Annotated in this window: 20 protein-coding genes; 6 read left to right on the forward strand and 14 right to left on the reverse strand. The window is 26.9% G+C overall.

What is annotated here, in order from left to right; all coding sequences use genetic code 11:
- Window positions 1-307 precede the first annotated feature (307 nt).
- A complete protein-coding gene (locus I4V63_RS04360) occupies window positions 308-559 on the forward strand; it encodes a hypothetical protein (protein WP_196000076.1) in 252 nt (83 codons plus the stop codon).
- 160 nt (window positions 560-719) lie between these two features.
- Here the strand turns inward: I4V63_RS04360 and I4V63_RS04365 are convergent, their stop codons facing one another.
- The 7 genes from I4V63_RS04365 to I4V63_RS04395 all read right to left on the reverse strand — a co-directional run bounded on the left by I4V63_RS04365 (window position 720) and on the right by I4V63_RS04395 (window position 7,278).
- On the reverse strand, window positions 720-1,244 hold the full coding sequence (locus I4V63_RS04365) for a DUF308 domain-containing protein (RefSeq protein ID WP_196000077.1): 525 nt from the start codon (window positions 1,242-1,244) through the stop codon (window positions 720-722).
- Between the two features lie 194 nt (window positions 1,245-1,438).
- Entirely contained in the window at window positions 1,439-2,713 is a 1,275-nt protein-coding gene (locus tag I4V63_RS04370; RefSeq protein WP_196000078.1) for an MFS transporter, read from the reverse strand.
- Complete coding sequence (locus I4V63_RS04375) at window positions 2,703-3,503, reverse strand: ABC transporter ATP-binding protein (RefSeq protein ID WP_196000079.1); 801 nt, start codon at window positions 3,501-3,503, stop codon at window positions 2,703-2,705. The genes I4V63_RS04370 and I4V63_RS04375 overlap by 11 nt, the downstream gene beginning before the upstream one ends.
- A 2-nt stretch (window positions 3,504-3,505) precedes the next feature.
- A complete protein-coding gene (locus I4V63_RS04380) occupies window positions 3,506-4,513 on the reverse strand; it encodes an iron ABC transporter permease (protein WP_196000080.1) in 1,008 nt (335 codons plus the stop codon).
- A complete protein-coding gene (locus I4V63_RS04385; RefSeq protein WP_196000081.1) occupies window positions 4,513-5,505 on the reverse strand; it encodes an iron ABC transporter permease in 993 nt (330 codons plus the stop codon). The genes I4V63_RS04380 and I4V63_RS04385 overlap by 1 nt, the downstream gene beginning before the upstream one ends.
- A complete protein-coding gene (locus I4V63_RS04390; RefSeq protein ID WP_196000082.1) occupies window positions 5,492-6,442 on the reverse strand; it encodes an iron-hydroxamate ABC transporter substrate-binding protein in 951 nt (316 codons plus the stop codon). Before I4V63_RS04390 ends, I4V63_RS04385 begins: the two co-directional genes overlap by 14 nt.
- A 317-nt stretch (window positions 6,443-6,759) precedes the next feature.
- Window positions 6,760-7,278 (reverse strand): GNAT family N-acetyltransferase, encoded by a 519-nt coding sequence (locus I4V63_RS04395; RefSeq protein ID WP_196000083.1) that lies wholly within the window; start codon window positions 7,276-7,278, stop codon window positions 6,760-6,762.
- A gap of 320 nt (window positions 7,279-7,598) precedes the next feature.
- On the opposite strand from I4V63_RS04395, the gene I4V63_RS04400 reads away from it, so the two are divergent.
- Complete coding sequence (locus I4V63_RS04400; RefSeq protein ID WP_196000084.1) at window positions 7,599-8,603, forward strand: AraC family transcriptional regulator; 1,005 nt, start codon at window positions 7,599-7,601, stop codon at window positions 8,601-8,603.
- A 34-nt stretch (window positions 8,604-8,637) separates the two neighbouring features.
- Here the strand turns inward: I4V63_RS04400 and I4V63_RS04405 are convergent, their stop codons facing one another.
- Both I4V63_RS04405 and I4V63_RS04410 read right to left on the reverse strand, forming a co-directional pair.
- Window positions 8,638-8,883 (reverse strand): hypothetical protein, encoded by a 246-nt coding sequence (locus I4V63_RS04405; RefSeq protein ID WP_196000085.1) that lies wholly within the window; start codon window positions 8,881-8,883, stop codon window positions 8,638-8,640.
- Between the two features lie 8 nt (window positions 8,884-8,891).
- Window positions 8,892-9,098, reverse strand: a complete 207-nt coding sequence (locus I4V63_RS04410) for a hypothetical protein (RefSeq protein WP_196000086.1) — start codon at window positions 9,096-9,098, stop codon at window positions 8,892-8,894.
- 278 nt (window positions 9,099-9,376) lie between these two features.
- On the opposite strand from I4V63_RS04410, the gene I4V63_RS04415 reads away from it, so the two are divergent.
- The 4 genes from I4V63_RS04415 (at window position 9,377) to I4V63_RS04430 (ending at window position 13,419) form a co-directional block, all read left to right on the forward strand.
- Window positions 9,377-10,159 carry a GDSL-type esterase/lipase family protein gene (locus I4V63_RS04415; RefSeq protein WP_196000087.1) on the forward strand — a complete coding sequence of 261 codons (783 nt, stop codon included), beginning with the start codon at window positions 9,377-9,379 and terminating at the stop codon, window positions 10,157-10,159.
- Between the two features lie 114 nt (window positions 10,160-10,273).
- The gene (locus I4V63_RS04420; RefSeq protein WP_196000088.1) at window positions 10,274-10,783 is read left to right on the forward strand and encodes a DUF4358 domain-containing protein; all 510 of its coding nucleotides are present in this window, start codon (window positions 10,274-10,276) and stop codon (window positions 10,781-10,783) included.
- A 23-nt stretch (window positions 10,784-10,806) separates the two neighbouring features.
- Window positions 10,807-12,213 carry an MBOAT family protein gene (locus I4V63_RS04425; RefSeq protein WP_196000089.1) on the forward strand — a complete coding sequence of 469 codons (1,407 nt, stop codon included), beginning with the start codon at window positions 10,807-10,809 and terminating at the stop codon, window positions 12,211-12,213.
- Window positions 12,214-12,225: 12 nt separating this feature from the next.
- Window positions 12,226-13,419 carry a DHHW family protein gene (locus tag I4V63_RS04430; protein WP_196000090.1) on the forward strand — a complete coding sequence of 398 codons (1,194 nt, stop codon included), beginning with the start codon at window positions 12,226-12,228 and terminating at the stop codon, window positions 13,417-13,419.
- Between the two features lie 351 nt (window positions 13,420-13,770).
- On the opposite strand, the gene I4V63_RS04435 is transcribed toward I4V63_RS04430, so the two are convergent.
- The 5 genes from I4V63_RS04435 to I4V63_RS04455 all read right to left on the reverse strand — a co-directional run bounded on the left by I4V63_RS04435 (window position 13,771) and on the right by I4V63_RS04455 (window position 21,087).
- A complete protein-coding gene (locus tag I4V63_RS04435) occupies window positions 13,771-14,550 on the reverse strand; it encodes a ZIP family metal transporter (protein ID WP_196000091.1) in 780 nt (259 codons plus the stop codon).
- Window positions 14,551-14,949: 399 nt separating this feature from the next.
- Window positions 14,950-18,219 carry a sensor histidine kinase gene (locus tag I4V63_RS04440; protein ID WP_196000092.1) on the reverse strand — a complete coding sequence of 1,090 codons (3,270 nt, stop codon included), beginning with the start codon at window positions 18,217-18,219 and terminating at the stop codon, window positions 14,950-14,952.
- 393 nt (window positions 18,220-18,612) lie between these two features.
- A complete protein-coding gene (locus I4V63_RS04445) occupies window positions 18,613-19,866 on the reverse strand; it encodes a HAMP domain-containing sensor histidine kinase (protein ID WP_196000093.1) in 1,254 nt (417 codons plus the stop codon).
- The gene (locus I4V63_RS04450; protein WP_196000094.1) at window positions 19,859-20,539 is read right to left on the reverse strand and encodes a response regulator transcription factor; all 681 of its coding nucleotides are present in this window, start codon (window positions 20,537-20,539) and stop codon (window positions 19,859-19,861) included. The genes I4V63_RS04445 and I4V63_RS04450 overlap by 8 nt, the downstream gene beginning before the upstream one ends.
- Window positions 20,539-21,087: a ubiquitin gene (locus I4V63_RS04455; protein ID WP_196000095.1), complete on the reverse strand. Its 549-nt coding sequence runs from the start codon at window positions 21,085-21,087 to the stop codon at window positions 20,539-20,541. The genes I4V63_RS04450 and I4V63_RS04455 overlap by 1 nt, the downstream gene beginning before the upstream one ends.
- Window positions 21,088-21,145: the final 58 nt, after the last annotated feature.

A 21,145-nucleotide genomic window follows, 5' to 3' on the forward strand; every position in this document is an offset into this window, starting at 1 on the left:
CATCAATAAATATTTATATCCTATTTATACATCATTTATTTTCTCTCTGATTAAATTTATATATACAGCATTAATAAGTAATAACATTTAATTTTTTTATATTTCTATATCATATATTCTTATCAATATTCAAATAAAAAAATATAAGTAGTAATTTTCATATTATTGCTACTTACATTACTAAAACTATAAATTTTAAAAATAAATATAATTTACCTCTAAAAAAATTTCTTTTACTTTTTAACATTCTAAAACATCATAAATATAATAAATATATAATGTATTAATGAATTTAGGAGTCAAAATAATGTATAAAGTTGAAGTTAAAGAATTAGGTGAAAATAAGGTTTCCCTCTGTAAAATAATACCTCATATCGACTATAAGGATTTATATAATTTAGTTAAATCATATACCAATGAAGTACACTTATCTTTCTCCCTTCCGAACAATTGCCCTAATGGTAAAGAATGGGGAAATATATATGCATCTCAACAAAATGTAATTGGTCAAATAAAAATGACTTATATTGAAGAGGAGCATGATTCTTCATCTAATTAGTTACTTAAAACAAAAACTATAGAGTAAATATTACAAACATATTACCCTATAGTTATTTTTTTAGTTCAAATAATCTATAATATAATCTTCTACCAGACGCATAATACTATGCCTTTTGCAACAATAGTAAACTCCTCTAATGTCATTTTTGAATTAAAATTTAACTCATAATCTCTTCTTTTCCATTATGAATACTTATCAGTTCAAATACACCTTCAATAATCAATTCAAATCCTAATATTAATATATGCTCTGTTGCCTTTCCTAATGGGTCAAAAATCAATAAAATTGATAATGTAAATTCAATTATTGCTTTTATTAATGGTAAAAATCCACCCTCCTTTTTAGAAAAATAATATAAAGCTTCATTTAAATAATTTGCTGATTTATTTAAACCCGATATTCCCCAAAAGATAACTACCACAACTAATGCATTCTCTCTTTGAATAAGTATAGCTATAGCAACTGCTATTATTACAAGTGATCTCTCTAATTTTTTCTCTTCTAAACTTGCATAATCTTTTTCCTTAATGCCCTCTATCATCTTTACTATTCCCTTTATAAGCAATACCATGGCACAAATATTCGGTAACCATCCAATTATTTCTTCATGATAACTAATACAAATGAAACCATTTATAATTATTAATATCGTTGATATATAATCCCAAATTTGTTTTTTCATATTATCCCTCCATTCCAATGTTATGAATTAATAATTATACATAAGTTTATAAAAATATATTATTTTTTATAGTAATATTGATTAATATATATTTAATTTACCCTGTTTATCTTTTTATATAAAAAAAACCATATAGGTATACTCCCTATATAGTTTTATCGATAATTAATTAAATTATTAGTAATTTATAAAATTTAAGTTTCTTTCAAACCTCTTACATTCCACTTAATAAATATCATAAGACCTATATTAAATATTGCAGAAACTAATAATATAATTCCTATTGGTATTCCCATATCTATAACTTGTCCAAATAATAACTGCCCTGGTGCAACACTCACAGTTGCCACTGCTGTTGAAAATGCCGATACACGGCCAAGCATTTCCCCTGGTACTTGCTTTTGTATAAATGTTAAGGTCAATACATTTGATAATGACAAAGATAACATTATTGCCAGGCCACCAACTGCAAATATTCCAGCTAAAGCATAATTATTTAACTTTATAAATCCTAAAGTAGACATTACAATAACTCCTGATATCATTGGGAAATATGTGTAATGTACCTTTTTCATAGAAAACATATTAGGTTTTACACTAATCCAAAATCCACCTAATATCATTCCTAAAACACAAACACCTTCTACTAGTCCGTATATTTCTGAAGAAAGTCCTAAGAACACATTTATAAAATATGGTGCAACTATTGATAATATTGGAACTAAGAAAATATTGCATAAAGCATAAGATGCTATAATTCCAAGTACAATTTTCTTTTCATTTTTTAAGTAAATAAAGCTTTCCTTCATATCTGTGAAAGACTTCCTAATAAAATTCATAGATACTATTTTTTCTTCATCCTTAGATATAGCTATCTCATTATCAGTTACTATATTTGTCTTTACTACATCTGGAATATCTAAGAACATTTCTATTATTGCAGAAACTAAAAAGCTTACTGCATTTATTATTACGATTATCTTTATACCTAAAAATCCATAAAGTAATCCTGCAAGTATTGGTCCTGCAAAGTTAACAATAGATCCAACTTGATTTATTATTCCATTTGCTGAAGTTAGTCTTTCTTCCTCTACTATTTGTGGTATTGAAGATGTTACTGCTGGTCCATATAAAGTAGCACATATTGATAGCATAAACATAACAGTTCCAACTATTAATGCACTATCACTACCCCTAAGTAATATGTAAGCATATCCTCCAATCAATATGGTGCAAAATAAATCTAGATATACCATTATCTTTTTTCTATTTATATTATCAGATAATCTACCTGCAATTGGTGCAAATATTATATACGGTATAGTAGATATTGCTAATATTGTTGAAAAGGTAGCCGTGCTACCTGTAAATTCTAATAAGTATAATGACATACTAAATCTTTGAATTGCATTTCCAAATAAAGAAATAATTTGTCCTATAACTATTATTATAAAATTCTTATTTTTCATCTGTCCCCCTAAATAAGTCATACTCCATACATATTGGATACTTACCATCTTCACTTATTGTAAGGTTTGCATCTATTCCATATATAGTGTTTAAGTTTTCTTTATTAATTACATCTAATGGTCTTCCCTCACAAATAATCTTTCCTTTTTTAAGACCAATAATATTATCTGCAAATCTACAAGCATTATTAAGTTCATGAAGAACTATAACTACTGTTATATTTTTTTCTTTATTAAGCTTTTGAAGTACCTCTAATACTTCAAGTTGATAAGACATATCTAAGTAAGTTGTTGGCTCATCAAGCATTATTATTTCAGTTTCTTGAGCTAATGTCATAGCAATCCAAGCTCTTTGTCTTTGCCCTCCAGATAAGTTTTCTACTTCTCTATCAGCAAACTCAGTAAGACCTGTTTCTTCTATTGCCCAATCAATAAGATCTTTATCATGACTAGTAAGCCCACCAATCATTTTTTGATGAGGAAATCTACCAAAAGCAACAAGCTCTCTTACTGTAAGTCCATCTGGACAAACTGGTCCTTGAGGTAAGAATGCAACTTCTTTTGCTATATTCTTTTCTTTTACCTTTTTTATATTTTTATTATTAATGAAGATATCACCACTTTTAGGCTTATTAATTCTCGCTATAGTTTTAAGTAAAGTTGATTTACCACATCCATTTGCTCCAATTATTATGCTTATTTTTCCTTTTGGTATTGATAAGCTCATATCTTCAATTATAGTATTATTTTCATATGCCACGCTTAAATTCTTTACACTAATAGCTTCCATAATTATTTCTCCTTCATCATTAAATAAATAAAATATGGTACTCCAAATATTGATACTGTTATTCCTACTGGAATTTCAATTGGAGAGAATAAGTTTCTTGAAACTGCATCTGCAAGAATAACTATAATAATACTTATCATTGCTGAAACCGTAATAAACTTTTTATGATAAGGTCCAACTAACTTTCTTGCAATATGAGGAGATATAAGTCCTAAAAACCCTATATTACCTGCAAAGGCTGTTGCTGTTCCTGCCAAAATAACTGCAAAAGTTAAGAATTTTTTTCTTTCCTTTTCTAAATTTAAACCTAATGATATAGCAAGTTCATCTGAAAGGTTTAAAACGTCTAGTTTTTTATGATTTAATAAAACTATTGTAAACATTATTGCTACTATTGGAATTATTACCTTTGCATAGCTCCATCCTGATCCCCAAAGGCTTCCCGATGTCCAAACTAATACTCTATTATAGTCTCCAACACCACCTCTAAAAGTAAAGAATGTTATAAATGCATTAAGACCAGCATTTAATCCAATACCAATTAATAAAAGTCTTTTAGGTTTTATTCCCTTTCTACTTGACATCATATATATTATAAACGCTGTAACTGCTGCTCCTATTATCGCCATAGCTGGTAGTACAAATATTGATAATTGCCCAAGTTCGCTATAATATGCTCCAGTTGAATATGTAATAAATAATACTGCTGCAACTGCTGCCCCAGCATTTATTCCTATTATTCCTGTATCTGCTAAATCATTTTTCGTTATAGTTTGAAGAATTGCTCCTGCTGTTGATAATGCAATTGCTACAAACATACCAACTAACAGTCTTGGAAGTCTAATAGTTAATATTGCTGTATTTTGAAGTTTAGTTCCATTTCCTAAAAGAGTGTTTATAACCTCTAAAGGCGAAACCTTATATGTACCCCAACATAATGTAACCATAAAAGAGACTACTAATAAAACAAGTAAAATTGCTATAACTAATTTAAAATTTTTCTTATTCATTATCCTCTCTCCTTTCTAGCTACTGATATAAAGAATGGTATTCCTATTAATGCTGTAAACACTCCAATTGGTGTTTCATAAGGATTAAATATCATTCTTGCTGCAATATCTGCAAATGTTAAAAGAACTGCTCCAAGTAAAAATGAACATGGAATATTTCTTCTATAATCTTCACCTAATAATTTTCTAACTATTTGAGGTACTATAAGCCCAACAAATGCTATATTTTTACCTACTGCAACTGCAGCTGCACACATTGGTATCATGACCATAAGAGTTACAAATCTTATTTTTTCCGGATTTTCTCCAAGTCCAATTGCAACATCATCACCTAAATTTAATATGTTTATCTTTGGTGATAAAAATATTGCTATAACAAGTCCTACAATTCCTACTACAAAAATTAATTTAAAGTCTGCCCAACTTGCATTTCTAAAACCTCCAGATACCCAAAATCCTATCATTTGAGATTGATTTGATAAAAGGCCAATTACTGTAGTTAAAGAAATGAAAAATGTACTCATAGCTGTTCCTGCTAAAAGTATCTTTGCAATTGAGTTGTTATTTGCTTTTTTTGATATAAATCCTAACACTATAATTCCTGTTATTAATGCTCCTATAAAAGAGGCTATCATTACATTTTGAGTAGTTATTCCTATTCCTGCTGCATAAAAAATTGCTATTACTAACGTTGCTCCTTGGCTTATACCTAATATAGATGGTTCAGCTATTGGATTTCTAGTAACGCCTTGAATCATTGCTCCTGTTACTCCTAATACTCCCCCTGTAAATAATACAGCTAAAGCCCTTGGAATACGTACATCTCTAACTAACATAAGCTCTAAAGTTTCACTATAATTAAATATACTATCCCAAATGTCTTTAAACGTAATATGGACTGACCCTAACCTAATGGCTAAAGTCAATCCTCCTATTAAGAGTAACAAACTACAAATTACAAATATTATTGTACGTTTATTACTTTGTTTCATTTAACATGTCACCTATTTCATCTACTAATATTTCTCTTCCAATTGGACTGTATCCTTGGTTAAAGTATGGTGATGATTCTAATACTACTACATTACCATTTTTAACAGCAGGTAAGTTGTTCCAAATGCTGTTTGCTTCTAATTGAGCTAAGTCTTCATCTGTTGCTATTAAGAATATATAATCAGATTGAATTGCTGCTAACCCTTCATAAGTTACAACTGGTAAACTAATGTCTGTTTGTTCTGGCATTCCTGCTGGTTTAGCTAATCCCATGTCGTTATATAATACATCACCAAATCCTGCACCATCAAATATGAAGAATTGTCCACCACTTGCTAAGAATGAAAGATAAGTTGTGTCTTCACCATATTCAGTCTTGATTTTATCTCCAGCTTCTTTTGCCTTAGTTTCGTAATTAGCTATCCATTCATTAGCAATATCTTCTTTATCAAATACTTTTGCTAAAGCTCTAACATCATCTTTCCAATTTAAAGCTTCTAATTGAATCATAACTGTTGGAGCAATTTCACTTAATTGATCATACATTTTTTCTTGAACTGTTGATATAACTATTAAATCTGGGTTTAAGTTCATAACCGCTTCTACATCCATAGTATCTTGCATACTATAACCTAAAATTTCAGCACCTTTTAATGTCTCTTCTAAATATGAAGGGAATTTAGTGTAATCATATGCATCACTATTTGCAGTACCTACAACGTCATATCCTAAAATTGATAAAATATCGCTGTTCCCACTTAAATCTACTATTCTTTGTGGTTCTGCAGGTATTTCAACTTCTCCTCTTACATCTGTAACTGTTACAGTATTTTCAGTAGTTTTGTCTTCATTTGCTGTTCCGTTGCTAGCACATCCAACAAACATCATAGCTGTCATACAAGTTGCTACTATTGTTTTTAAAACTTTATTCTTCATTTTGTACCTCCATATATTTATTAACTAACTTTTATTTTTCTCATTTGACTTGAGTTAATTGTATATGAGAGTCATTCTCACTTCAACTGTTGCACCTAATTTAATAATTTTATCATCCTTTATAATAATTATTTTAATATTTAACTAAATTTATTTTATCCAAATTACTTATAAATAATATGAAGTTTAAATATTATTTATATATTCTCATAATGACTAATTTAATATTACTATTACCACAATTATTTCTTATATAAATATAACGAGTAATAGTATCTACTATTACTCGTTATACATCTATTCTATTTACTTTTATACTATAAATTAAATTTCATTAAATTATCTATTTGCTCGTCATTTCCTAATTTAAAAATATGTGTATCAAAATTTTCAAATCCTTGTTTTTCATAAAATTGTATTGCACTATAGTTCTTTTCCCACACACCTAACCATATATATCTTAAGGAATTCTCCATTGCAATTTTCTTTGCTTCTTCTATTAACATTTTCCCTATTTTCTTTCCTTTATATTTTTGTAATACATAAATTCTTTGAATTTCTAATGTATTATCATGATTTTTCTCTGTTTGTGCTTTATCAAAATTAATCTTCATATACGCTAAAACTTCATCATTATTTTTAACTATGTAAAATTTTGAATCACTATTTTCAATTTCACTTTTTATCCTATTATAAGATAAATTTTCTTTTATATACTCTTCCATATCTTCTTTTGTATTTTCACCTGCAAATGTTTCATAAAATGTCTTTTTACTTATATCTATAACATTTTCTATGTCTTTTAAAGTACATTTAGTAATTGAATAAATCGCCATATTATAAACTACTCCTATCATATTTAATTATTAAATAACTATATAAAAATATATTTATTAACAAAAAAAGGTGTCAAAAGCACTTCTTCAAAGACCTAACGAAGTACTTTCAACACCAATATCACACTTACCCGGTGGCAAGTCTGTGGCTTTTAATATATTTACTATATAATTATTCTCTATTTATATCATAAATTATACTAAAAGCCTTCTCATATTTCAAATGTATAATCGCTTAATGCAAAGGCAATTATTTACTTTGCTCTTAAATGCATTAAATATATAATTAAACTAATACTTACTAAATATAGAGGGATAATATGATTTCTAAAACAACAAAAGATTTTCAAACTACCGTTTTAAATAAAATGACTTTTGAACCATATAAAGGTGAAAACTATACTATATATAAAAATGAAAACAGACCTGATTTAGGCTACTTTATTAAATATTCACGTGAAGGATATTATGATTTTGGAATAGGCGACTATAGTATTCCTGCCGATTTTTCTATTTCTTTTGAGCATAATGAAGAAATAATGAGATTTGGTACTGTTTATACTGGTGAGACTGCTTTTGAAATTGAAGATAATCCTATATCTTCTTTCACTCCATCCTCATTTTTTGTAGTTGAAAAAACAATTCAAGGAAAACAGTTTTGGAAGAAAGGTCAACACTTTCATGGAGCCGAAATAACAATTTACAAAAAATACTTTGATGAAATAATAAAGCCAAACTTTCCTAATACTTTAGACTTTGATAACTTTATTAGTAATTATACATATAGATATCTTCCACTTGAAATATCTACAATCATACAAAGACTAAGAAGTATGTCTGAAGTCAATGAACTTACCCCTATATATTTAGAAAGCAAAATTCTAGAATCTATAGCTTTACTTTCTAAGGAGTTAAGTTCTTCACCAGAAAATGTTTTTACTAATCAATTAAACTATGGAAAAATTAAGATAGGAAAAGATCGATACATTACATTAACTGCATCAGATGCACATGCAATACAAAAAGCTCATGATATATTAACAGAAGAAGCATGTAATCCTCCAACTATAAAAGCTTTAAGTAAAATTGTATTTTTAAATGAACAAAAATTAAAGGCAGGATTTTCTGCAAAATATCATATGTCTATTAGTGAATATACTAACTCTATTAGAATGACAATGGCAGAAAATCTATTATCTACAACTGAGTTAAGTATTGATGAAATAGCTAAACAACTTGGTTATAATTATAGTGGTAATTTCGTTAAAATGTTTAAAAAAACTCATGGTAAAACCCCTTTAGCATTTAGAAAACTTAAAATTTAATTATCTATTATAAAGCATATGACAAAGGAATAATCTATCTTGTAGATTTCCCCATATCATATGCTTCTTTTATTATATCTTTTCCTTTTAAAAAGTCTTTTTCAATTGCCCCACAGCCATAGATTACTCCCTTTAACTTAATGTTTTCAAAATAATCAATGTATTTTTCAAAAGACTCTACAATTGTATTCATATACTTTTTAGTAAGTGCTACTCCACTTATAATAAGATAAGCTTCCTTATGTTTTACACCTTCTAACTTAGCATAAGTTCTGTCCATAATTGTTTTCATTTGTGCATTAAAGCTATAAAAGTATACTGGTGATGCAAAACTATTATATCTGAGCCTATTATTTTATCTAAAATTTCTGTCATATAATTCTTATGAATACATATTCCTTCATTTAATTTGCAAGCCCTACAACCTAAACAGTAATTAATATTTTCATCATTTACTAATATTTTTTCTACATTATTATATGTTATAGATTGCATATATACAGAGTTCTTCAAATTAGACTATGAGAGAAATGTAAATTATAAACTTAATACATATAAAAAACTTACTAATAATTTATAATGTTATTAATTGATTATTAGATATTTATTCTTGCTCCAGACTACATATTATAGAGCAAGAATTTTTTATTTTTAACTATAAAATTATAAACACTTTTATATCCTATATATGAAATTTGTAACTCTTTTGTAACAAAACCCCCTAATAATTGCCTTATAATTTTATTAATTATAATATTCAAGAGGAAGATAAAATGAGAAGAAAAATACTAACTGTAATTACCTTAGCAATGTCACTTTATATTATATTTTCATTTATTACAGGTATGTTAAGTGGAGTTTTTAAAAGCACACCTGAAAAAGATTATCTTGTGAAATTAGAAAATAAATCTTTAGATGATTTGCAAGATAAGATAGATACTTATCAAGATAGTATTTTAAATGCCAAAAATGATAACACTGAAGATCAATCCATTGAAAACATGAATATCAATTATAGTAAATACTATGAAAATACTATTTTCATGGGAGATTCCATAACTGAAGCATTATCTGAATTTGGTATTTTAGATAGCTATAACGTAATTGCCAATAAAGGGGATACTGTTATAAAAGCTTTAAATAGTATAGACAAGCTTCAAGGTATTAATCCTAAAAACTTAGTTTTATTATATGGAATGAATGACGTTATTGCCTTTGATAGCAATTCGCCTGAAGAAAGCTCTAATGCATTTAAAGAAAAATATATTGAACTTATTAATTCAATTAAAGCAGTACTACCAAAAACAAATATTTATTTAATATCTCCCCTTACTGTAATGGATAATGCAGTTAACACAAATCCTAGATTAACTAATGAAAACCTAAATAACTTTAGATTGAAAGTTGATGAAGTTGCCACCGCCACAGGTAGTACCTATATAGATTTAGCCAGCGTAATAACTGAAAAAGATTATTTGCATGAGCAAGATGGAATTCATTATAAATATGATTTCTATACATTATGGTTAGATTTTCTTATTAATTACATACAGTAAAGTTTAAATTATATATAACAAAACTTACTTTACCATATAAATATTTTTATATAATTTAAAATTTTCATAATTGATAAATTAATAATATTATTAATTTTATAACGAGGACTATATATGATACATAAATATAAAAAACCAAAATTTAACCAACAAAAAAAGTATACAAAATATTATTTACTTGAAATAGTTATAATTATCTCTTTATTCATAGGTTTATATCCTATATTAAGTATTAAGAGTGCTGATATGTCTGCAATAAAATCTAATTTAGAACAAAACCTAAACTTAGATTCTATAAATATTGGAGATGAAAAAACATTAAAAAATTTATATTACATTAATATGAACTCTATTGAAGATTTCATATCTTATGCACCTAAAAGTAATATGGATGTTGAAGAGATATTAATATTAAAGTTAAAAAATGGCGCAAGCATGGATGAAATCAAAGAAAAAGTTAACGCAAGACTAGAAAAACAAAGTGAAAGCTTTAAAAACTATAATCCTGAAAAATATAAAATCATCGAAAACGCCATATTAGAGGAAGAAGGACAATATTTAATATTTATTATATCTGAAGATTCTTCATCTATATACAAACTAATTAAAGACAATTTTAAATAACTAAATAATTGGAGTGAATAACCATGGTCTTTAGCAGCCTAATTTTTATATTCATATTTTTACCACTAGCTTTAATAAGCTATTATATTGCTCCTAAAAGATTAAGAAACACTATTATACTTTTAGCTAGTTTAATCTTCTATGCATGGGGTGAACCTATATACATTATACTCATTATTATATCAATACTTATAAATTATTTAGGAGCTTTAATAATTAGAGTACATATTAACAATAAAGAAAAATCTAAATTCATTTTTATAACAATACTACTTATAGATATAAGCATACTATTCTTTTTTAAATATTATGGATTTGCTATAGAAACCTTAGGATCTATTATTGGTTTGGACTTAAAGGTTAAAACTATTGCTCTACCACTTGGAATATCATTTTATACATTCCAACAAATATCTTATGTAGCTGATATTTATATGAAAAAAGCAAAGCCACAAAGAAACTTAATAGATTTTGCGGCTTATATCACAATGTTTCCACAACTTGTTGCGGGACCAATTGTTAAATATACCGATATATATAAACAACTTTCTAATAGAAAAGAAAGTATAAATAAGTTTGGAAAAGGAGTTCAACGATTCATCACAGGCTTAGGCAAAAAAGTAATACTAGCTAATAATCTAGGCTTAATTTGGTCACAAGTAAAAGAATTAAATTCAAGTGATTTATCTGTTGTGTTAGCTTGGATAGGTATAATTGCTTTTACTCTTCAAATTTACTTTGATTTTAGTGGATATTCAGATATGGCTATAGGTCTTGCTAATATGTTTGGCTTTGAATTTTTAGAAAACTTTGATTATCCATACATATCAAAAAGTATAACTGAGTTTTGGAGAAGGTGGCATATTTCATTAGGAGGGTGGTTTAGAGAATATATTTATATACCTCTAGGAGGTAATAAGAGAGGTACAATTATTCAAATTAGAAATTTATTTATTGTATGGTTTACTACTGGGCTGTGGCATGGAGCCAGTCTTAATTTTATAGCTTGGGGACTATACTTTGGAATAATTCTATTTATAGAAAAAATATACTTAAAGGACTTATTGAAAAAAATCCCTTCTATATTTTCACACATATATACATTAATAATTGTAATTATAGGTTGGGTCATTTTTGATACGAGTACACTTTCTGATGCAGGTAACTATATAAAAATAATGTTTGGGTTTAGTAATAACATATTTATTGATAATCTATCTAAATATATATTAACTAATAATTTTATCATTCTACTTCTTGGATTAATATGTAGTACAAAATTAATCAAATTTTCTACTAATAAAATTAAGTCTGCACTTAAAGAAAATGATATATTTATAATAACAGCAATTAATTTGTTAATCCTAATAATTTCTACTACCTATTTAGTAGGAGCAAGCTATAACCCATTCTTATACTTTAGGTTTTAAGGAGGTATTTTTATGGAAAATCCCCAAAAAAAATATAAAACTAAAAGAAATGAAATAAATAAAAGAAAAATCAAAAAATATAATAGATCTCTAAATGTACTTATGTCCTTAATATTTATATCCTTTATTACAGTTACAATACTTTTTAACGTTTTAAAAATCGATAATACATTCTCTGAAGAAGAAAATAGAGTATTAGCCACAATGCCTAAATTTACTATAAAAAGCTTCTTAAGTGGAGATTTTGTTGAGGACTACACAAAATATGTAGAAGATAATTTTGCTGGAAGGAAGGGCTTTGTCAGTATCAAGACTAATTTAGAAAAGCTATCTGGGAAAACTGAAATTAACTCTGTCTTCATCGGAGAAGATGGACAACTATTTGAAAAATTTGAAGAAGGGCCAGAAGAGGAAACTGACGCTAAAATAGACGCCATAAATTCTTTTTCTGAAAAGTATAAAGACTTAAATATAAGCTTTATGTTATCTCCTACAGCTACTAAAGTTCTTGAAGAGAATTTACCTAAATATGCTCCTAATGATGATGAATTATCTTATATAAATACTATTTTTTCAGGCTTAAACAATAATATTAATACTATAAACCCATATGAAGCTTTAATAGAAAATAAAGATGAGTACATATTTTATAAAACAGATCATCACTGGACAAGTAAAGGCGCTTATATTGCTTATACCGTAATGTGTGAAAAATTAGGATTAACACCAAACCCTATTGAAAACTTTGATGTTGTTACTGTTACTGATTCATTTTATGGAAGTCTATCTTCTAAAATAGGTGTACAAGATAGTGAGGCTGACAGTATTGATGTGTACATCCCTAAGGAATCAGACTTTGTTGTGACTTATGTAAATGACCAAAAGAAAAGTACAAGCCTATTTGACAGTACATATTTAGATCAGAAAGATAAATATAGTGTATTTACCGGAGGAAATCAGCCCCTAATTAATATAAAAACTTTAGGTGATCCAAATAAGAAGTTATTAATTATAAAAGACTCCTATGCAAATTGTTTCTTGCCTTTTTTAACTTCTCATTATGGTGAAATTAATGTAGTTGATTTAAGGTATTTCTATGATGACTTAGATACTTTAATTGAAAATAAGGAAATAACAGATATATTGTTCTTATATAATGCTAATACATTTAATAGCGATGATTCTATATTAAACATTGGAATGTAATAAAACAAAAATTGATAGTAGATAATTAAATATAATTATCTACTAGCAAAATATTTAGATACTTAATTTCATAGTTTGTATCCATATATGACCTAACTATCCTTTATATTTCTTAATTATATATTTCCTTATAAATTCTACTTTCATCATATCTATCTTTTGATTTATCTTTACGGCTGAATATCCCATTGGTAGAACACAATAAGGTTTAATATTTTTAGGAAGAGCTAATCATTCCTTTAATTATTTAGAATGATTAGCTTTATATAGTTTTATCACTATTTTATATAACTTCATTTCACTTTAAGAATAATATCCATTACTCAATTAATTATATTTATAATATTATAACTAGGATAATGCCACATCTAAAATCATCATAATTACAAAACCTATTGCAAATCCTATTGTCCCTATATCAGAATGATCTCCAATTGAGCTTTCTGGAATTAATTCTTCAACAACAACATAAATCATTGCCCCAGCTGCAAAAGAAAGAAGATAAGGCATTACAGGTGTTAATGCTGCAGAAAATAGAATTGTTAAAATTGCACCTATTGGCTCAACAACCCCTGATAAAAATCCATAAAAGAAAGAGCTTCCTTTACTCATTCCCTCACTTCTCAAAGGCATTGATATTATGGCCCCTTCTGGAAAATTTTGAATAGCAATCCCTATTGATAAAGCAAATGCTCCTGCAATAGTTATTGTACTTCCTGTATTCATGGCTCCAGCAAAAACAATACCTACAGCCATTCCCTCTGGTATATTGTGCAATACAACAGCTAGTACAAGCATAGTTCTCTTCTTTAGCTTTTCACTCTTTAATCCTTCAGGCTTATCATTATCTAAATGAAGATGAGGAATTATTCTATCCAAAATAAGCATAAAAAATATTCCTATTAATACTCCAATTGCTGCTGGACCAAATGCAAACTTACCCATTTTATTGCTCATATCAATTGCTGGTATAATTAATGACCATACTGATGCTGCAATCATTACACCTGATGCAAATCCAAGCAATGCCTTATTAACAAGTTTACTCATCTCCTTCTTCATTATAAAAACACAAGCAGCACCTAATGTAGTACCTAACAAAGGTATTAATAGCCCAATTAATATATTCATATCCATGACCTCCTTTATTAAAATAAATTATATTTTTATGTTAACTCATTTGATAATCATTATCAATTATTCTTGTGATCTTTATAAATATTTATATATTATAAAAAAGTTCCTGACTAAATATAACCATTTAATCAGGAACTTTTTTTATTTTTCAATCATATATAATAATGCTTTTTTAGCATTTTCAGTATTCTTAGAATCAATAAGTATTCCTATTATAGCCATAAAAATAAACTTACCATATATCTAATACATGATAAGTTTATTAGTTTATTTTTAATAATAATTGTTATCTTTTTTAGTTCCTCTATACTAAAACCCTTTATATTTCTTCCTGAAAAAAGTTATAACTAACATGGACCTTAGTTAATTCTAACTTCTAAATTTAATAAAAACTTACTCTTCTAATACACTAGGAAGTCCTATAGTAAACCTACTTCCGTTATTAACTTCACTTTCAAGTCTAATATATCCTCCATGCAGCTCAACTATATACTTAACAAGTGTAAGCCCAATACCGCTACTACTTACCTTTGTAACATTAGCCCCATCCACTTGTGAAAATCTTTTAAAGATAAACTCTTGATCCTCTTCTGATATTCCTATACCTGTATCCTCTACAGTGATTTCAACGTATTGCTTAACTTCCGAAATAAATACATATATTTGTCCACCTTCTGGAGTAAATTTCACTGCGTTACCTAATAAATTTATCACACATCTTTCAATCTCAGTAGCATCACAATGTATTATTTTTTCTTCCATATCTGGATCAATTGTAAGTGTTAAGCCTTTATCCTCAATATATTTACTCATATTAAGTGCAGCTTCTTCAACTATATATACTATATCATTATTTTCTTTATTAATTTTATAATGACCAGTTTCTATCTTTGAACTATCTATAATATCACCTATTATTTTTAATAAACCATCACAATTTTTGCTTATAATATTCATATATTTATTTGATTTTTCCTTAGTCATAGCATCCTCTTTGCTAAAAGCATTTATTAATTGAACTGTTGATGATATTACATTTATAGGTGTTCTAAGCTCATGTGATAAGTTTACAAAATAATTATTTTTAAACTTCTCTGTATTTATTATTTCTTCACTTAATCTTTTATTTTCTTCTAATTGCTTATTTAATTTCATTGTTTTTTGATTTACTAATTTCCTTAATATCTTAACATAAGTAAAGATATATAAAACTAATGCTCCTAATATAAAAATATATATTAAATAAGCTGCAGGTGTCTTCCACATCGGATTTTTCACCCTTATATTCATAGTTGTTTCTTCAGTTAAATTACCATGTCCATCTCTAGCACGTATTTTTAAAGTATATTTACCTGGCTCCAAAAACTTTATAGATAAATCACTATTACAATCTACATATATCCACTCTGAATCGATTCCTTCAATCATATATTCATAAGTTATATTACCCAAATTTCTATAATTCGGTAAGAAATAATCAATAAATAAATATCTATCATCATATTCTAGAATCAGCTCATGACCATCATAAATCACCTTTCTTTTCCCTATAAAAATCTCTCCAATAACTACCTTATCATCAGTTTTTTCTGGCTCAACTATTTCTTGTGATTTAAAATATGTAATCCCTTTTGTACTTCCAAATATCAAAGTTCCATCTGAATATATTACACTAGAATTTAAATTAAATTTACTTCCATATATACCATCTATCTCTGTAAAGTTTATAATATCTTTTGTTTCTAAATTTAATTTACTCAAACCTTTATTACTACTTATCCAAAGATTATTATTTTTATCAGGCACTATTGAATTTATGAAATTATTAATTAAACCTTCGGCCGTTGTATATGAAGTAAATTTCTCTAACTCTACATCTAATTTACTTAATCCCATATTAGTTCCTATCCATAAATTTCCCAACTCATCAAAAGTAATACAATTTATATTATTACTAATTAATGATTCTTTATCTGATGAATCATTAATATATTGTTTAATAATACCATTTTCTTTACTATATTTAATTATCCCAGTATCACTACCACTTAACCAAATAATATCATTATCCTTATTATCTGCTATAATATATTTTATATTACCTGGATTTATATTAGCTGCACTCAATTCATTGCTATAATATACTTTTTCTCCTGAATTAATATCATAAGCATAAAAATCATTTTCAGTAGCTGTCCATATTTTTTCTCCATCATTATATAAATAATTCACTTCATAAAAACAATCTTGCTCATATATATGACGTGTATATGAATAATTTTTTGTATCAATTGATACTAAATATTTATTAGTGGTAATAATAACAAATTGGTCATTTATACTAAATATATTTTTTATATAATTATCATTCATAATAATATTATTATCATCTTCGTCTAAATGAGTTATTAAATTGTCATCTTTATCATATATGTATACTCCCTCAAACTTTGTAGCTACCCATAATTGTTCACCATGCTGTAAAATAGATATTACATCTTTATCATATAATTCTCCTCCTCCTTTTTCATCCATTTTTGAATGATTAAATTGTTTATTTCCACTTAATATATTTACTCCTCTATCAGTACCAATCCATATTACCCCATTACTATCCTGATAAAAGCACGTTATAACATCACTCGAAATAGAATTCGGTATTTCTGTATCTTTCTTAAACCCCTTTATTTCCATTAGATCTCTAAAATATACTTTTATTCCATCACTACTAGATATCCACATATTATTTTTATTATCACTCATAATAAAGTTATTATTATATATATTTATATTTTTATCTTCATTATTTAAAATACTATTCATCTTATCTTCATCAAGTGTATACAAGTTTACATCATCATTTGATAAAATAAATATTTGTATATCTTCACCATTATTTACATCATATATAATAATTCCTTCTTTAGTAGAAATCCACATATATCCCTTGCTATCACTCTCAATATCATAAATAAACAACTTATTTTCATATACTTCAGTTTTGCTATATATAATTTCAGAATTTTCATCTATTATATTTATTCCCTTTTTTGTTCCAACCCATATTTTATTATATAGATCCTCTTCTAAACATGTTATTGACGAATTAGTCAAAGAGTTCTTATCTTCTTCATCATTGTAAAAACATTCCACTTCCCAAGTTTCAATATTTATTTTCATTAATCCATTTGAAGTACCAACTAACATAATATTCTCTTCATAACTAGTATTTAATATTGCTGTAATTTCTACTTCTCCTAAATTATACTTAGCATTCTTATATTCCTTAATCCGTACTACTTCATCAATATTATTCATTAAAATATCCAAACCATTATCGGTCCCAATCCATATATTACCAAGATCATCTTCTGCTATAACATTTATATATGTTGAACTTAAGGAATTTGAACTATTAATATCTGCATTGTATGTCTTTACTACCTCGCCATCGTATCTATTTAGACCATCTTCTGTACCTATCCACATATACCCTTTACTATCTTGAAAAATTGTTGTTATATATTCATTTGAAAGACCTTCAGCAATAGATAATTTATCAAATTGTCCTTTTATTAATATACCTGCTGATATACTTTCAAAACTTGAAATATTAATTAAAATACATATTAATGCTGCGTTTATTACTTTCTTTAATCTCATGAATCTCCTACCCTATATCTTGTATCTATTACATATTAAAATATTTCCAATTATATTATATAAAAACCAACATTTTTTTCAATAATATTATTCATTTTCGCTTTAATTTACCAAATATTTAATAATTTCTTCAAATATAACAATAGACCTAGTTTAATATAAAACTAGATCTATTATTATATTTATTATTTTTATCAATTCTAACTTTACTTTTTCATTATTTATTCCTCAAGAAAGTTGATAACAGTGAACCCTTATTCTTTGATTTAACCTTTATATATCCACAATGTTTACTTATTATTTCTTTCTATTAGAATTGAGATTGATTCTTCTACTTCATTAAAATTACTTACCTCAATTGTCATTGATGGATTATTACAATATATATATCTTCTATTTGTTTTGTGGTAGATACACTGTAATTCTTGTACCTACTTCTTTTCTACTCAAAACACTAAAATATCCATTATGATTATCAATAATCCATTTAGCTATAGATAATCCAAGACCAGTACCACCATTTTTTCTAACCCTTGCAGTATCAGCTCTAAAGAAACGCTCAAATATATGTGGCACATCTTTGGTATCCATTCCAATCCCATTATCCTGTACAGAAAAATAAGCTTCCCCCTTATTATTTCTCCCTATTTTTAATATTATATCTTCTCCATTTTCCGTATATTTTGCTGCATTTTCAACTAATATCCTAGCAGTTTGCTTAAGAAGACCACTATCTCCATAAATATTAACATCCTCTAACTTAATATAACTATATATATGTTTATCATCTATCATTTTAGATTCTTCTACAACATCCTTAATCATATCACTTAAAGAAAATTCTGTTATAGTTAGCTGCGTTTTGCCATTAATACCTCTTGCTAAAAATAATAGTTGCTCAACTAAATTTTTCATATTCTCGGATTCAGATTTTATTGCTGTAATAGATTCATCTAATACACTTTCATCACTTTTCCCCCATCTATCAAGCATATTTGCATAACCTTGAATTACCGAAATAGGAGTTCTAAGTTCATGCGAAGCATCAGAAACAAATCGTGCTTGCTGCCTATAAGAATCCCTCATTCTATCTAACAACTTGTTAATAGCATCCTCTAACCCCTTAAACTCACTATCTCCAATATGAATTCTTTCATCTGAAGAAATTGGACTAATTTTTGATATAGCATCTTCTAAACTATGAAACTTTTCTTCATCAAATACCATGTCGCTAAGTCTATCTGCTGTTTCTGCTATTTCATTAAGAGGCTTTAAAGTTTTTCTAACCTTAGCTGTACCAAAGATTATTTCTTCTAATAAAAATATACATTCTACTATTCCAATTATACTTATTATTTTTATTATATTATATAAAAAATCACTTGCTTCCTTAACCATAGTTTTTCCATTATCCCATGTTACAGTATATGTAGCTGTTTCTATTGGATAAAAACTTATTGATCTTTGAGCATTATTTATCAATTCCCCACAAAAGTTTTTTTCAGCATCAATACACCATAATCCTATTAAAACTATAAGAATAATTGCATCTATTATAAGGAACTTAAAAAATAAATCTCTTACTTGTATTGCATTAAGCTTTATTGCAATAGATGTAACATTTTTTGTTTTTCTCTTCTTATTCATCTTTTATTACGTATCCTACTCCACGAACTGTAGTTATTATTTTAGTATTAAAAACATCATCTATTTTAGTTCTTAAAAATCTAATATAAACATCTATTACATTTGTTTCTCCAATATAATCATAACCACAGACTTTTTCAATAAGCACATCTCTAGTTAATACTATATTTTTATTTTCCATTAGTATTTGTAATAATGTAAACTCTCTATTGGTTAATTCAATTTCATTATTATCATACATTACTTTATGTTTCATCTTATCTAAGCTTAATAAGCCACATTTTATTACATCTTCTTCTCTTTTTACTGTAACTATTCTCTTTTTAAGTGCTGTTCTTATTCTTGCAAGTAATTCTTCAATTGCAAAAGGCTTTGTTATATAATCATCTGCACCAGCATCAAGCCCTGAAACCTTATCCATAACAGCATCCCTTGCTGTTAACATTATTACTGGAATATCTGATATTTTTCTAAGTCTTCTTAATACTTCAAGTCCATTAAGCTCTGGAAGCATGACATCTAGAAGGACCAAATCTACTTCACCCTTTTCAGCAATTTCAAGCCCTTCTCTACCATTATTAACTTTTATTACTTTATATCCTTCATGAACTAGTTCTAGCTCTATAAATCTTGCAATTTTTTCTTCATCTTCAACAACTAAAATTTTAATCATTATTTACCTCCAGCTTTTATTCTTGATTTAATCTTTTTTACCTCTTTTGATACTTTTCTTAAAATATCATTAATCTTATCAGTGTTAACCTTTTTAGATTCCATAAAAAACTCTATATCTAAAAATAATCCAATGATAACAAGAGGTATCGCTATCCAAAATCCAAATATTAAAAGAACAATAACCACTGTAAGAGGAAGCTTTAAAAAGAAATTATTTTTACCCCTTATTTCTATAAAAATATTATTACATGTATCTATAACTTTACATATAGCTTCAAAAATCCCTTCAAAGTTATTATTCCATTTATAATTACTCTCTTTTTTAACTTCTTCAAAATTAAATTGGCTACCTTCTTCTTCATAATTTTCATTATACTCATTAGTATAAAATATACTAACTGAAGGCCCTTTTATCTTACCTTGCTCTTCTAAATACAAAATAGAATCAAGTATATCCCAATTATTTATTTCTAATACATCTTTTGCTTCCTCATAGGTTATCCCAGTTTTTTCTCTTAGCTTTTCTACAAGATTAAGCTTATCCACAAACGTTCCTCCAGCTTTTATTTATTAACATCTTATTTAAATTCTTTCCCTATTTATT

The organism is Clostridium sp. 1001271B_151109_B4 (assembly GCF_015670405.1).
In the GTDB taxonomy this organism is placed as follows: domain Bacteria; phylum Bacillota; class Clostridia; order Clostridiales; family Clostridiaceae; genus Clostridium.